The sequence below is a fragment of the Haloterrigena sp. H1 genome, from assembly GCF_005938085.1.
GTDB lineage: Archaea > Halobacteriota > Halobacteria > Halobacteriales > Natrialbaceae > Natrinema.
In genome coordinates this window covers 37,378-49,433 of record NZ_SMZK01000004.1, presented here as the reverse complement: position 1 = coordinate 49,433, position 12,056 = coordinate 37,378, and the positions used below count along the sequence as shown (strand labels likewise).

12 protein-coding genes and 2 pseudogenes are annotated in these 12,056 nt (G+C 55.0%); 8 read left to right on the top strand and 6 right to left on the bottom strand.

The genetic code is table 11. The annotated features are described in order from the left end of the window. Positions 1 to 120 precede the first annotated feature (120 nt). The gene (locus tag E2L06_RS19885) at positions 121 to 393 is read left to right on the top strand and encodes a PadR family transcriptional regulator (RefSeq protein WP_138783279.1); all 273 of its coding nucleotides are present in this window, start codon (positions 121 to 123) and stop codon (positions 391 to 393) included. Positions 394 to 826: 433 nt separating this feature from the next. On the opposite strand, the gene E2L06_RS22605 is transcribed toward E2L06_RS19885, so the two are convergent. Both E2L06_RS22605 and E2L06_RS19875 read right to left on the bottom strand, forming a co-directional pair. Further along, positions 827 to 1,234 (bottom strand): hypothetical protein, encoded by a 408-nt coding sequence (locus E2L06_RS22605; RefSeq protein ID WP_249361534.1) that lies wholly within the window; start codon positions 1,232 to 1,234, stop codon positions 827 to 829. A 57-nt stretch (positions 1,235 to 1,291) separates the two neighbouring features. Next, complete coding sequence (locus E2L06_RS19875) at positions 1,292 to 1,957, bottom strand: helix-turn-helix domain-containing protein (protein WP_138783278.1); 666 nt, start codon at positions 1,955 to 1,957, stop codon at positions 1,292 to 1,294. 191 nt (positions 1,958 to 2,148) lie between these two features. Here E2L06_RS19875 and E2L06_RS19870 point away from each other — a divergent pair, with 191 nt between their 5' ends. The 7 genes from E2L06_RS19870 (at position 2,149) to E2L06_RS19820 (ending at position 8,754) form a co-directional block, all read left to right on the top strand. Continuing rightward, a complete protein-coding gene (locus E2L06_RS19870; RefSeq protein ID WP_138783277.1) occupies positions 2,149 to 2,793 on the top strand; it encodes a helix-turn-helix domain-containing protein in 645 nt (214 codons plus the stop codon). An 84-nt stretch (positions 2,794 to 2,877) separates the two neighbouring features. Beyond that, positions 2,878 to 3,228, top strand: coding sequence for a HalOD1 output domain-containing protein (locus E2L06_RS19865; protein WP_138783276.1), 351 nt, complete (start codon positions 2,878 to 2,880; stop codon positions 3,226 to 3,228). After that, positions 3,225 to 3,410 carry a hypothetical protein gene (locus E2L06_RS19860; RefSeq protein WP_138783275.1) on the top strand — a complete coding sequence of 62 codons (186 nt, stop codon included), beginning with the start codon at positions 3,225 to 3,227 and terminating at the stop codon, positions 3,408 to 3,410. The genes E2L06_RS19865 and E2L06_RS19860 overlap by 4 nt, the downstream gene beginning before the upstream one ends. 232 nt (positions 3,411 to 3,642) lie before the next feature. Beyond that, on the top strand, positions 3,643 to 4,473 hold the full coding sequence (locus tag E2L06_RS19855; RefSeq protein ID WP_138783274.1) for an IS5 family transposase: 831 nt from the start codon (positions 3,643 to 3,645) through the stop codon (positions 4,471 to 4,473). Between the two features lie 1,121 nt (positions 4,474 to 5,594). Further along, entirely contained in the window at positions 5,595 to 6,491 is an 897-nt protein-coding gene (locus E2L06_RS19835) for a DNA-binding protein (RefSeq protein WP_138783271.1), read from the top strand. Positions 6,492 to 6,963: 472 nt separating this feature from the next. Then, positions 6,964 to 7,158, top strand: a complete 195-nt coding sequence (locus tag E2L06_RS19830) for a cold-shock protein (RefSeq protein ID WP_008012129.1) — start codon at positions 6,964 to 6,966, stop codon at positions 7,156 to 7,158. Positions 7,159 to 7,869: 711 nt separating this feature from the next. Further along, positions 7,870 to 8,754, top strand: coding sequence for a hypothetical protein (locus tag E2L06_RS19820; protein WP_138783269.1), 885 nt, complete (start codon positions 7,870 to 7,872; stop codon positions 8,752 to 8,754). Positions 8,755 to 8,864: 110 nt separating this feature from the next. Here the strand turns inward: E2L06_RS19820 and E2L06_RS19815 are convergent. The 4 genes and pseudogenes from E2L06_RS19815 to E2L06_RS19795 all read right to left on the bottom strand — a co-directional run. Further along, a pseudogene (locus E2L06_RS19815) lies at positions 8,865 to 9,422 on the bottom strand (transposase); the annotation flags it as partial. Between the two features lie 218 nt (positions 9,423 to 9,640). Continuing rightward, positions 9,641 to 10,456 (bottom strand): IS5-like element ISNpe14 family transposase, encoded by an 816-nt coding sequence (locus E2L06_RS19810; protein ID WP_015298633.1) that lies wholly within the window; start codon positions 10,454 to 10,456, stop codon positions 9,641 to 9,643. A gap of 93 nt (positions 10,457 to 10,549) precedes the next feature. Further along, positions 10,550 to 10,996 (bottom strand): annotated as a pseudogene (locus E2L06_RS19800) (IS5/IS1182 family transposase); the annotation flags it as partial. A 281-nt stretch (positions 10,997 to 11,277) separates the two neighbouring features. Beyond that, positions 11,278 to 11,472, bottom strand: a complete 195-nt coding sequence (locus E2L06_RS19795) for a hypothetical protein (RefSeq protein WP_138783268.1) — start codon at positions 11,470 to 11,472, stop codon at positions 11,278 to 11,280. Positions 11,473 to 12,056: the final 584 nt, after the last annotated feature.

The window sequence follows — 12,056 nt, the reverse complement described above, 5'->3', positions numbered from 1 at the left end:
CTCAGGATGTTGTGAACGGAACGAGAGTCAGCTAGTGGTATAAAGAATCGACTAGTTGGATGGGCTTACAGTTACGTACGTATGGAATAACAAATATCATCTCGCCTGAATGGCTGGGCCATGGACGACCTCACAGGATTCCAACGAGACCTGCTGTACGTGATCGCGGGTGCTGATCAGCCATCTGGACAGGATGTCAAAGACGAGATCGAGCAGTACTACAGCTCAGAGATCAATCATGGTCGGCTGTACCCGAATCTCGATACGGTCGTGAACAAGGACCTTGTCGAAAAAGGACAGCTCGACAGGCGCACAAACTATTACGCGATTACAGACGAGGGAGAACAAGCGATCGAGGATCGCCGTGAGTGGGTATTACAGTACGTCGACTAATCGAGATCGGAAGCGATCTAGATTCTTGCTTTGCTCCCCGAATCGGTAAGTACAGGCGAAGGATGTAACGCGACAGATTGTGATTTAACCGACCTCTGATGAAAATTGCATGCAGAGCATGGGTTCAGCGTTTTGGCTTCGATTGTTTCAAGCCATTTTGGTCGGTCTTTGAACGCTCTGGTGGTTCATTACATACGCATAAGTTATTTCCATTAATGAAACATCGAAATAGATGGTCAGGTCCGAGAGACAATCGAAAAGTCCATGCGTTGTTGCAAAGTCAGGTAAGACGACCCCCCAATTCCCGCCCGTCCTAAATCGTAGCGACTCGCTGAATGGAGTCCCCCTCCTCTTCACTTGGTGAATAACATTACCCCGTTGGGCGAGTGAAATGAGTTTGAAACTGGAGCTTACTCATCCCCAATCACACCTCTCACTCGTGGACGTCGTACGGCTGGATCAGCGCCAGAATCTTCTGTTCCAGTTCACCGCCAACAAACTGGACGTGCCCCGTTTCAGCCTCATAGTCGATTATCCGAGCCTCGTCCAGTTTTGGAAGATGGGTATGGTGAAGTGCGATCCGGACGCGTTGTCGGTGTTCGTCTGACTCCCATTTTTCGTCTTCGTTCCGAACCCGGTCTGCAACGCGATCTACGAGTACATCGTATTCCAGGGTCTTCTCGGCGGCGTTGTCCAACGCGTCGAGGATGGCACGCCGATGTTCGTTCGCTACTGCCGACAGAACCGTATTGGGAGAGATCGGTCTCTCACGCCCCGAAGAACCGGAATCCGCATCAATTGACTGGATATTACGTGTCCCCAGCTTTCGACTCTCATCCATACTCACCTAGGGTCGTCCCAACTGCCTGGGTCTGTCCCATGGTGTATAATGGAATAGTTAGTCCACTTCCACCTCTGGCTCAGGAGAGATAAGTGCATGCCTCCCGAACTCACCGATGGCACGACGCAGTCGCTCCGTCACTGCCTGATCGGAAATCCCGAGTTCGTCAGCTAACTCCGCAGTCGTACAGCCGCGTGGAATGTCGTAGTATCCCAATCGGACGGCAAGCGTCAGCGCTTCTCGTTGGGGCTCACTCAAGCCGTACCACGGACCGGCCTCAGGGTCCGTTGGGTTGTATATACGGGTTAGCTCTAGGGATATGTGCGCGTCCTCACAACACTCCTGGCACTGACTCAATGCTTCGCGGTCGGAGAATCGCATCTCGAAATTCCACCCTTCCGGTGATCCAGTAGCACCCAGTATTTGCCCGTCGTGTTCCAAGATGCACTGAAACAGGTGGTCCTGGCTCGCATCCCAGTCAATCCTGAACAGCGTCCGGTCGTCGAAGACGTCCACCTCCGTGACGCTGTTGACCGTTGGATAGCGTTCGACGGCATCAAGAAAGCTATTTTCGACCGGTTCGTAGACCCAAAAGAGCGGCACGGTGACGTCCCCACTCGGGACGAGCGTTTCGAGTTCGATTGCCGACGCTTCCTCTAGACTGAGGATTTGCCCGAGTTCAAAATCATCGGACGGAATGCGAATCTCGGTGATCACGCTCATGTTCGCTTGTGCGACTAGATTGCTCGGTCGTACAAAAGGAAGTGGCATGGTGTACCATGTACGATCGGTTGCCAAACGGACTTCCCGCTCGCAGCGCACGCGATACCGACCAGCACCGGTGCGTTGGCTCGCCTCGAAGCCATGGTACACCACCCATGCTGGTTATTCACCTGCCGGACGAAAGCATCTGTATGGCGACTGTGATGGAGTTTACGAGTCCGGTAGCGGAGTTTCCGCTGGGGAGTGTGTTCGAGAACTTGCCGGGAGTTACGGTCGAACTGGAGCGGCTGATTCCACACGAGACGCTTATTATCCCGTATTTCTGGGTGCGCAATGCGGAAACGGAGGACATCGAAGCAGCGTTCGAACAACACGCTGGCGTGAGCAACATCCGACTGGTCGATAGCGTCGAAGACGAGTATCTCATGCGTGCCGAGTGGGAACAAGAGTACTTCGGCATCCTGAGTGCGCTTGCCAAGGCCAACGTCGTCGTGCTCTCTGGAATCGGCACGAAAGACGAGTGGCGATTTGAGGTGCGCGGCGAGAGTCAGGAGGCAATTGCCGAGTTCCGAGATTACTGCCAGCAAAACGACATTCCCATTTCGATCACCGCCGTCCACGCCATGCTCCCGAACCAGGGAGAGGGCTACGAGTTGACCGAGACCCAACGCGAGGCGCTGATATTGGCCTACGAACGGGGCTACTTCGACACCCCACGCGAGGCGTCGCTCGAAGAGGTCGCTGACGAACTCGGCATCACCCAGCAGTCGCTTTCGTCACGACTCCGACGCGGGCATCGACGCCTCATTGGAGCGACACTCAGTAGTTCGATATGATCGTTCGGATAAGCCCCTTGTATTAAACCCTCTGTATAATCAGTACTCCTATTGAACCGACTCAGGTGACTAGAATCGGGCAAGATGGAGACGACGGTATCTGGTGTTAGAGTCGAAGCTGTCGAGTACGTTCCGGACTCTGGGACTGTTCGCACGCAGTTCGATCAGGAGAAGATACCCGCGAGCATAGCTGTTATCGCAACGCTGGCGGATGTACTGGACACTGACCCGGTAGAACTGGACCCGCTCCATTCCACTGTCGACCTTGACGAAGTAGATGCGCTCGTCCGCGTTCGAAGCGGGACAGACGGAGATACCCATGTCACATTCACGCACGAGGGGCACGCGATAACCGTACACAGCTACGGTGTGATCACCATCACACCAGAACACGAACTTACAGCGGAGAAATACGAAAGGGACGCGGGGAGATGACTTCTGAGGAAACCTCGCTTACGTCGAAGGAGGAATTGAACGCGGAGCTGAAAGCCCTCCTTCGCAGGGCCTACGAGAGTGGAATCGATGTGGAAGGCGGATTCGAATGTCGGAATGGGGTCGAACATCCTGACTGGGACGTAATCGTCACAGAAGTCGAAAAGAACGAGCATTCGGAGTGACCGACGACGAGTGTTACTGGTCGTCTCAAATAACAGGTCCGTGAGAGAGAAACGCTGTAACGATGATCGCATCGAACGTGTACTCTCAGCGCAACAGTGGAGAGTATTACGTGCGCTACTGAACGAGAGCGTGATGGATGCAGATCTGATTCTTCGGCTGTGTTGAATCACTAGACGGCGGCGGAATGGTTCGCTAAATCGAAGGTCTTGAAGCGGGAGACTTCAGTTGTTCATGACCCAAATCTCCCGCTTCATTGGAGCAGTTGTGCCGATTGCTCAAAACGTTACTGGCGATGGAGACGAATCCGCCGCCCCGAAAGGTGGCGGCGGATTCGCCGACTATGCCCTCGTTTCCCTGCATTGTCTGCGGATTTACCTGGATACGTCCTATCGGATGACGATAGACCTGCTCAAAGAGATGCCACAAATAACCGGGGAGATCGGCCTCAGCGCGGCCGATCTCCCCTCGCCATCCACGTTGTGTAAGGCGTTCGACCGGATCAGCATGAGTGTCTGTCGAGTGTTGCTGCGCCAGTCGGCGCAGCTACACGATCCATCCGAACACGCTGCTATCGATGCAACATTCTACGAACGAGATCGTGCGAGCCGCCACTACTGCCAGCGAACGAATTATCGCGTCCAGACGCTCAAAGTCACAAAGCTCGTCGATACAGCAACGCAGGCTGTACTCGACCTTCACTGTTCGACGACGTTAGAAGGCAGTGACGCGGATCTTTGTGAGCAGATCGCCCGCCGGAACGCGGGCGATCTGCAGTCACTGGCTGCTGATAAGGGCTATGACAAGCAACAACTCCGCGAACGACTCCGTGAACTCGACATTCGACCGCTGATCAAACACCGGATCTTCGCGCCGTACGATCACGCGCACAACGCTCGTATTGACGAAAATCGGTATGCTCAGCGGTCAATGACCGAAACCGTCAACTCAGCCGTCAAGCGCTCGCTCGGCTACGCCGTGCGAGCGCGTACTTGGTATCGAGAGTTCCGTGAAGTCACCTTGATGTGTGTCGTCTACAACATCAAGCGTGCCATCAAACAGTGAAATCCACCGCCTTACAGCGATTCAACAGAGCCGATTCTTCGAAAGGGAGAGACTCTTGCGCCGGGGAGTACCTCACGGTCTGTTACGAACTCCATCACGTTCTATTCCCCGAATTAGTGGATATGAGAATTGTCGAGTTCGACAGGTTCGAAGACGAGGTACGGCGAGGACTGCGATTCGACGAGGTGCATCGATTTCTCGAATAGATTGCTGACGATCATGACAAGTAAACTGGATCTGTAATCGCTTCGCTGCTGAATATACGCCCTGAGGCTTGCACGACGCTACGAACATCATCCATAACTGGCAGGAATCCAAGCGGTCAGTCTGCATCTGTAGTGTGCGGATGGGTCACTGAAACAGTTGTGAAGGAGTAGGTCTCGGTAAGTGGCTTGCAACCATCGCTTTTGATAACAGAGAGAAAGCCCCTGGCACGCTCGAGTCCCGCGTCTCGCTGCGCACCTCACAGGTTGCGGTGCTTGCGTCGGCGGGGTTCCTCGAGCGCGCCAGCCCCTTTTGATCCCACCCATGTGGATTGATTGGGCTGCTGTTGCGTCGGTTGCTCGCGCTTGGGTATCAGCCCGCCCCGCTCGCCGCGTGCCGCCCTCCGCGTCGCTCGCGACCGACCATTCCGGGCTGCGGTTCGCTCCTGACGTCGCTCACCGTTCCGGGCTACAGTGAATCTGGTCTCGACGCCAGCATTAAGCGCGTTTTCGGTTGCGCCCCTCGCGGGCTTTCGCGTTCCAGCGCTTGGTGCCGCCTGCGCTGTCGCGCGCCACATCGCGGCGCGCGTTCTCGACGACAGTCGCGCTGGACACGGACCCGCAGTCCGGGCCGGACACGAGAAACGGCTTAAAGCTGGCCGCTTGCTTCGGGCGGGTCGCCGAGGCGCTCACACCGTTCGCGCCTCGAGCCCTGCCTCGCTCCGCTCGGCAGGACACCGCGCGGTGCTGGTTGGAGCACCTCATTCAGGCGCGCTCTCGCTCGCGCCCAAATGGGCGCTCACGAAGGCGCGAGCGCGAGCGCGCAGATAGATCTAGTCGGTCGGTGTCGTCGGAAAACCGCGATGCGGGGACATCGCGATGGCAGGCGCGTGAACGCCTTCGGAGGTTAGAACTCCAATGTCTAGTAACAACTCGAGTAGCAAGGTCGTTACGGTCGATGAACAGGCACTCAAACAGGCGGATGAGCAGGCAGTCGATGAAGACGGCTTCCCGGTCGTCGACGAAACGCCGGAATTCGAGGCAACGGTCGAGCAAGAGGTCCAAGCAAAGGTAGATGCGAACCACCCGGACGGAATCGTCGATACAGATGATGAGCGGATCCACGGTGCGACCCTCGAACAAGAAGAGCGGATTCGAGCACGAGAGGATGAACTCGAGCGAATCAGTGCCCAGGCCGAGATGGGGCTGCAGGAAGGTCGTGCAAAGCGGACGCGAGCGATCACTGCGAATCAGAACAAAGCGCGGCGTCTCGAGTTCCAGAAACGGGCGGCGAGCGTGGACCCAATGGCAGACCCGGAGCAAGCGGATCCCCGGACAGAACTAACTCAAGAGCAGTTGGCGGCCGTGAACAAACAGTCGATGCGACTCGAGAAAGAGTTGGATGGTTGGTCTCGAGCAGCGATCAGCCGGCGGTTGAGTGAGGCCGTCGTTGGTGGCCAAGACCTGACGAGTGCGGTCGTCAACGTGTTCGAGGAACTGCAGACGGCACCCGGACACGTCATCCCCATTGGAAAACTCGAGGATGTCGCTCGAAAAGAAGTGAGCATCGAAGGGCGTGTTGAAACTCTGTGGGATCCCTCCCATCCAAGCATCGCACAGGTCGGGCTCATCGCAGACGACAGTGGACAGACACGCGTGACGATCTGGAAGTCATCAGACGCGCCGTGGATCGAGGAAGGCGAGCAGGTGCGCATTCACAAGGCTGCCCGGAACTGGCACGAAGGCCGTGTTTCACTGGCCGTGACCGGGTGGTCGATGATCCACTTCCCGGAGCGCGGCCGCTGGTGGGAATAGCCAGGCCTGAGCCCCTTTTTTGCTGGTGTGAACGCAGTCACCGCCACCTCCCACCACCTCCACGGTCCGGGCTGCTCACGGCCAGTGGCCGTTGCGCTGCCGGGCTTTCGCCAGAGGGTATGAATCCGTCCCACGGCGTTGCTGTCACCTCGCGGTTAGAAGGATATTTCTTTATCTAAAGTCGGATGTGAAAATGGTCTATTTCGGTTTGGTAACTATGGGTGCAAACTGAACGGCAGACTGTTCACACCTACTCCGCGAGGACATGGACTACACCAAACTAAGAGAACTGTGGATACATCGAAAGCCTTCCGTCATTGTGACGTACCAGACACTATTGGCCCAACCCTTGCCAGATAGTGGTTAAGCATCCACATTCGCACGATATTTTGGGATTTTGCAATCGTTGCTGGCGGCTTTTGAAAACAAATGCGGAATACTTAACCGTATAGTCGTATTTTGAGTTAGTGTAATGGCAAACGGTACGGTTGATTTCTTCAACGACACAGGCGGCTACGGTTTCATTTCGACGGACGATGCGGACGACGACGTGTTCTTCCACATGGAAGACGTTGGCGGTCCGGACCTCGAAGAAGGCACAGACATTGATTTCGATATCGAACAGGCCCCCAAGGGTCCCCGCGCGACGAACGTCGTCCGCAACTAATTCCGACTTCATTGTCGCCTTGGCGACCGTGAACGACGATTTCGTTTTTAGACTCGTACGGCTGAGTCCGTGTCTTTCGTGATCGCTCCTTCACTGGTACTTATCGTGAGTTTCACGAAGAGCCCTGAATAAAGGAACACTGTTACTGTCTACTGAGAGAGCGGTTTCTGTGCCCCACGAGTGGGGTGAGGGGCGGTCGGAGTTACACATCGCCCCTCGTGAACATCATGACTCTCAAAGAGGTTTACGAGACGACGTTCGACGAAGATGTCCAGCCCAACTCGAGCGCCAGTCCGTGCCCCAACTGCAACGGACGGGTGACCACCAACGCAGTCGAAACTCGTTGTGAAGACTGTGGACTCCTTCTCGAACCGCAACAATACCAGACCCAGAAAAGAGTCAATCCCACTTAGATAGAATGCCATTGAGAAAAACTACACAAGTATTGGAACAAGATATTTACTGGAGTAACAACATAGGTTTGGATAATGCCAGAATGTGATGGGTGTGGCTCTCATGTCACAGAGAACTACTACCGGGTTTTTGCTGTTGATGGTGATCTGCCAGCGTGTATTCATTGTGCCAGCAACCGTGAAGCTCGAGAAGCAGGACTTCGGCAGCAATAGCGTCCAAGTGAACTTATTCCCGAGATCTTCTCTACCGGACTGGAACCTGATCAAGACGTGAGGCAATACAACCCACTACCCACTAATGACTGATCGAGATTCTGACTTCGAGGAGCTTCGTCCGACCGGCGAAGCGTCGCATATCCCAGATGAGAGACTCAGAGAGTGTACTGAGGGTGAGCCGAATCGACAGCGAGTTGCAACAGCGACGACTGGATATCCAGACACTCCAACGGAAACAGACACCGAGTGTCGTTCCTGTGACGCACCGATCCCAGCTGATCAGACCAAATGCCTGTTCTGTCTCACCAATCATCTCGAGAACTCCTCCTCAGAGACAGACGCACCAGCGACAGAATGGACACTCTTCGGCGTCGTCCACATGCTTGTCGAGTCGTCGACGTTCTATGGTGCCGTCGCGAAAGGCGCGGCCGCTGCGGCACTCCTTGCCTCCAGTGCGACGGAATCAACCATCGACGACTGCACGATCATCTACGATCTCGAGGACGAGCCCGCAGCCCAATTGACCGATCGGTGGCCTGTACTACCCGCTGCAGTACGGATCTCATCCACTGACGGTGAGCAACTTCTCGCGGCCGCCCGTGATCGAACAGCGTGGACTGACGAATCAGCGGTGGATAGCGACTGCGAATCAACAACCTATCTCTACGACGAGGGTGGATCCGGCATTCGCGATGAGCAGCGACTTTCGACGTTGCTCGACAATGCCAGCGATGATGTGTGGCTAGTCCCCGCAATTGCCCTCCAGCAGGCATCTGAAGAGCGTCAACCTGAACGTCAGGACAGTGGCATTCCGACCAAAGAACGCCTCGAGTGTCACCAGTGCGGACGAACAACCGATCATCGATTCAGTGAGCATGAATCCGTTCCCGACGAAACCTGGACCGGCCACGCAATCTGGGAGTGCCAGGTCTGCGAGATGCCGCGCTATGGGCCGAGCCCAGAATGACTTGCTCCGCGTCAGATCTTAACCAACAGACGGCGATGGTGCAGTGTGGCTGTTGGTTAACAGAACGGCTGCCCGTGCTGTTGTGTTCTGAGGGTGTCATAGAAGTCTTCTCACACCGAGATCACGGTACTTCCTGGATTATCTCCACGTTCATAATTGGTGATCGCAACGACGAGACGGAGACATAGAGCAAGAAACACCTGCGCTCGTGCATGGACGCGGCCTCGGGCTCGAACGTGCCCGAGGCCGCAGTCCTTGACTGCATTGTTGGTTCGTTCTACTCCTGTACGGCGGTTGTACGTCTCGTCTAACGTCGACTGCTTCAGCTGAACATCTGTACTGTGCTCGGTGATGCGGTCTTCGACCCTGTACTCGATGTCTTTCGGGTCGTCAGTGTTTCGTGCGTTGTATGGAGCGACTGGCACGACCCCTGCGGCCAGCAGGTGGTCGTGCCAGTCAAGCGTATCGTAGGCACTATCACCGACCATCCAGATCGGCTGTTCGACGGCGAGCGCGTCACGCGTGACGCGCATCGCCGTCTCTTCTGGTGCTTGTTTGCTCTCGGTGAATTCCGCAGCGATAGGGATCTTTTGTCCGGTCGAGACGATCGTACAGCCGTAACCGTAGTAATATTCTTCAGCGGTTGGATCGTAGCATTTCGACTGCTCTGTTGAACGCAAGACGGCGGCAGTATTGAAATTTTGATATTCAGGCAGATGGCGTTAGAACTCCTGTACTGATGGTTTTGAGATCTGGATGATGTGGGAGGAGTACAGTTCGTTGATTCTGCAACCATCAGAATTAGGTCACTTTGTGAGAACCCGTACGTGGATGACGGCGATGTCTCTGGCGGATACGTCCAGAGAAAGAGAGCAGGCGGCGAGCCCTAACTCGCCGCCTGCGATAGGTTATGCACGATACACTTGCGCGTGAGCTCTCGGAACTGGCCGTGCCAGCTCCGAGAGCGTAACTTCTCACCGTCATCCTTCAGCAGTGAGAACGCAGTCTCACTCAGTGTCCGCTGATGGTACAGATCTTCGTCCATCCGAGCGTTATGCGCTTTCTTCAGCGCATTGTGCTCTCTGTGTTTGATTAGCGGTCGTGTCGCGCCAGCGCGACACTCCTCTCTGAGATCTGACCACGAATAGTTCGCATCTGCAAGGAACTCTTGCAGGTCTTCGGCGTTGCGCCGATAGACCTGCAAGCCGATGTGTCCGTCCCACTTGCGCTTCGTCGTGAAATGAACGTCTTTGATCGCCAGTGACTCTGTATCGACCAAAATCGTTGTCTTCAGCTTGTGAAACGAGAAGCCAGCACGATTCCGGTAATGATAGCTGGTTTGATCTCGCTGGAAGCCACTGGCGTCGATTGCTGCTGTTCCCGACCAGCCAGCCTGCTCCGCACTGCGGCGGAGCAGGCTGCGGAGTTCACGCATGTCGACCTGTTGCTCCCATCGACAGAGCGTGGTGTGATCCGGCGATTTGTCGATGTTAAGCTCTTCACGGATGGCTCTGGAGTCATTGAACCATGCTTCAGTCTCTCGGAAATCTTTGTCGAGTTCCGCATGCAAGAGGATAAACGCGATCTGAGTCCACTCGGCGAACCCGCTGGCGCCGTCCGGCGCAGCGGGTTCGTCAGGGTTATCCACGTGCTGTTTGGCAAGATTCTTACACTGCCGTATGATCGGTCGTTTCGACCTCATATCGCAAGACGGCGTCCAATTCCCCACAAGCCTCACGGAAATCAGCCGAGAACAAGGCTGAAACTGGTGCTATTCGACGCTGCAACAGAGCAATTTCGACGCATCTTGATCGGCTGGCATCGTTCTCACGTCAGTCGAATCGATGCAGTAGGTCAACTCGAGCAGGCCGCGGCGGGCGGCCTGCTCGACGAGGTGGCCGAAGATTTCGTCAACGACGTGTTCGAGATCGGTGAGAAAGCGATCGACCGCGTCTCTCGACGGCGGTCGATCGAAGCCACAACTGAGCCAGACAACTGCATTCTGAAGTTCTCGTTCAACGGGGCGGATGCCGTAGATGTCTTTGTAGTAGCAATGGAGGAAGCCACGCATCATCTCTGGTGGCTCATGATCTCGTGTTCGCCCCGTCTCCGCCGGGGCGAACACGTCGAACTCTTCGAGAAACTCGAAGGAGAGATGCTCAAACAACGCTAGCGTCTCTGTCTCCACGACATTGAAGAACGTCTCTACCGAAGAATCATCTTGCAGGGTCGCTGGGCTCATCCACCACAGCGTTCACCCTGCTCTTTGGTGTGCCACTCGTTCTATGACACCCTCGTGTTCTGTTTATCTGCGCCGCGATCGGCTGAGGCGCATTCAATGGATCCACGCAACACACCAGGATACAGACTGCATCGTGCACTCAGCCAACTCAATCAGTGAGTCTTCTCACTCGACCAGAGCGTGGTGAATCTACTGAGACCTACATTGATTCCTAACCGAGCGGGTCATAGGATCGGTCACGGACCCATTTGACGCTGTAGTGAACGGTCAGTACAAGCGGACTATTGAGCATCTTTTAGGTGGACGTACGAATCCTCGAGAGCAAGGATCCACTTTGTATGTAGCTCATCAGCTGTTGCATTTCCTGGGAAAAACACACACTTGTCAGCTTCACCCGGGTCTTCGATTACGACATGGACAAGTTCATTTTGGTCCGAAGTATCGGTTGAAGGGACGTTTTCAGGTATTCCATCCATGCCATGTCAGCACACGGCCCCGGAGGTGAAAAACCTTACATATGGACAATAGGATGCAGGTCTTAAGACGATAATAGTAATTTCTCTTTATGAGTTTATATGCACTGATATATCTGTGTGGGCGTTGTCAGCCCGATTATCTTGAATGAGCAACACTCGGACTGGACAGGAGATCGTCGCCATCTGTCCTAACTGTAAGGCTGTTTATCCTGCTATTCGGCTGCCTGATGGAAAATAAGACGTAGGGGAAGGTACCCGCATTGTCAGTGTGGGATCAAATCCCTTGTCGAAATTGAAAGCGAACAGTAAGTATCTGTAGCTACCGCGAACGCGGTGTCTGAGAACTTCGATAGAGCCAGAAATCCCAAATGAGCAGTAAGTGCAGGGAATAGACATCAAAGATTGCTGTTGAACGAGTTCCTCAAGCGGTTAGCTGTTATTCCTACATCTCTACGTCTTCGAGAACTGTTGCATCGTTGCTGAGAATACGAAAATCGCCGTCGCCACATGTACAAGTGCCATCTCTCCCGTTCCCAATAGGCCGGATTTCGCCGTCAGGGCCGAGCCGGACTGCGTGAGCGGTT

Coding starts and splice junctions, on each gene's coding strand:
- E2L06_RS19885 (WP_138783279.1), top strand. CDS start 121: ATGGACGACCTCACAGGATTCCAACGAGACCTGCTGTACGTGATCGCG.
- E2L06_RS19820 (WP_138783269.1), top strand. CDS start 7,870: ATGACTGATCGAGATTCTGACTTCGAGGAGCTTCGTCCGACCGGCGAA.
- E2L06_RS19870 (WP_138783277.1), top strand. CDS start 2,149: ATGGCGACTGTGATGGAGTTTACGAGTCCGGTAGCGGAGTTTCCGCTG.
- E2L06_RS19855 (WP_138783274.1), top strand. CDS start 3,643: ATGACCCAAATCTCCCGCTTCATTGGAGCAGTTGTGCCGATTGCTCAA.
- E2L06_RS19875 (WP_138783278.1), bottom strand. CDS start 1,957: ATGAGCGTGATCACCGAGATTCGCATTCCGTCCGATGATTTTGAACTC.
- E2L06_RS19860 (WP_138783275.1), top strand. CDS start 3,225: ATGACTTCTGAGGAAACCTCGCTTACGTCGAAGGAGGAATTGAACGCG.
- E2L06_RS19835 (WP_138783271.1), top strand. CDS start 5,595: ATGTCTAGTAACAACTCGAGTAGCAAGGTCGTTACGGTCGATGAACAG.
- E2L06_RS19865 (WP_138783276.1), top strand. CDS start 2,878: ATGGAGACGACGGTATCTGGTGTTAGAGTCGAAGCTGTCGAGTACGTT.
- E2L06_RS19795 (WP_138783268.1), bottom strand. CDS start 11,472: ATGGATGGAATACCTGAAAACGTCCCTTCAACCGATACTTCGGACCAA.
- E2L06_RS19830 (WP_008012129.1), top strand. CDS start 6,964: ATGGCAAACGGTACGGTTGATTTCTTCAACGACACAGGCGGCTACGGT.
- E2L06_RS19810 (WP_015298633.1), bottom strand. CDS start 10,456: ATGAGGTCGAAACGACCGATCATACGGCAGTGTAAGAATCTTGCCAAA.
- E2L06_RS22605 (WP_249361534.1), bottom strand. CDS start 1,234: ATGGATGAGAGTCGAAAGCTGGGGACACGTAATATCCAGTCAATTGAT.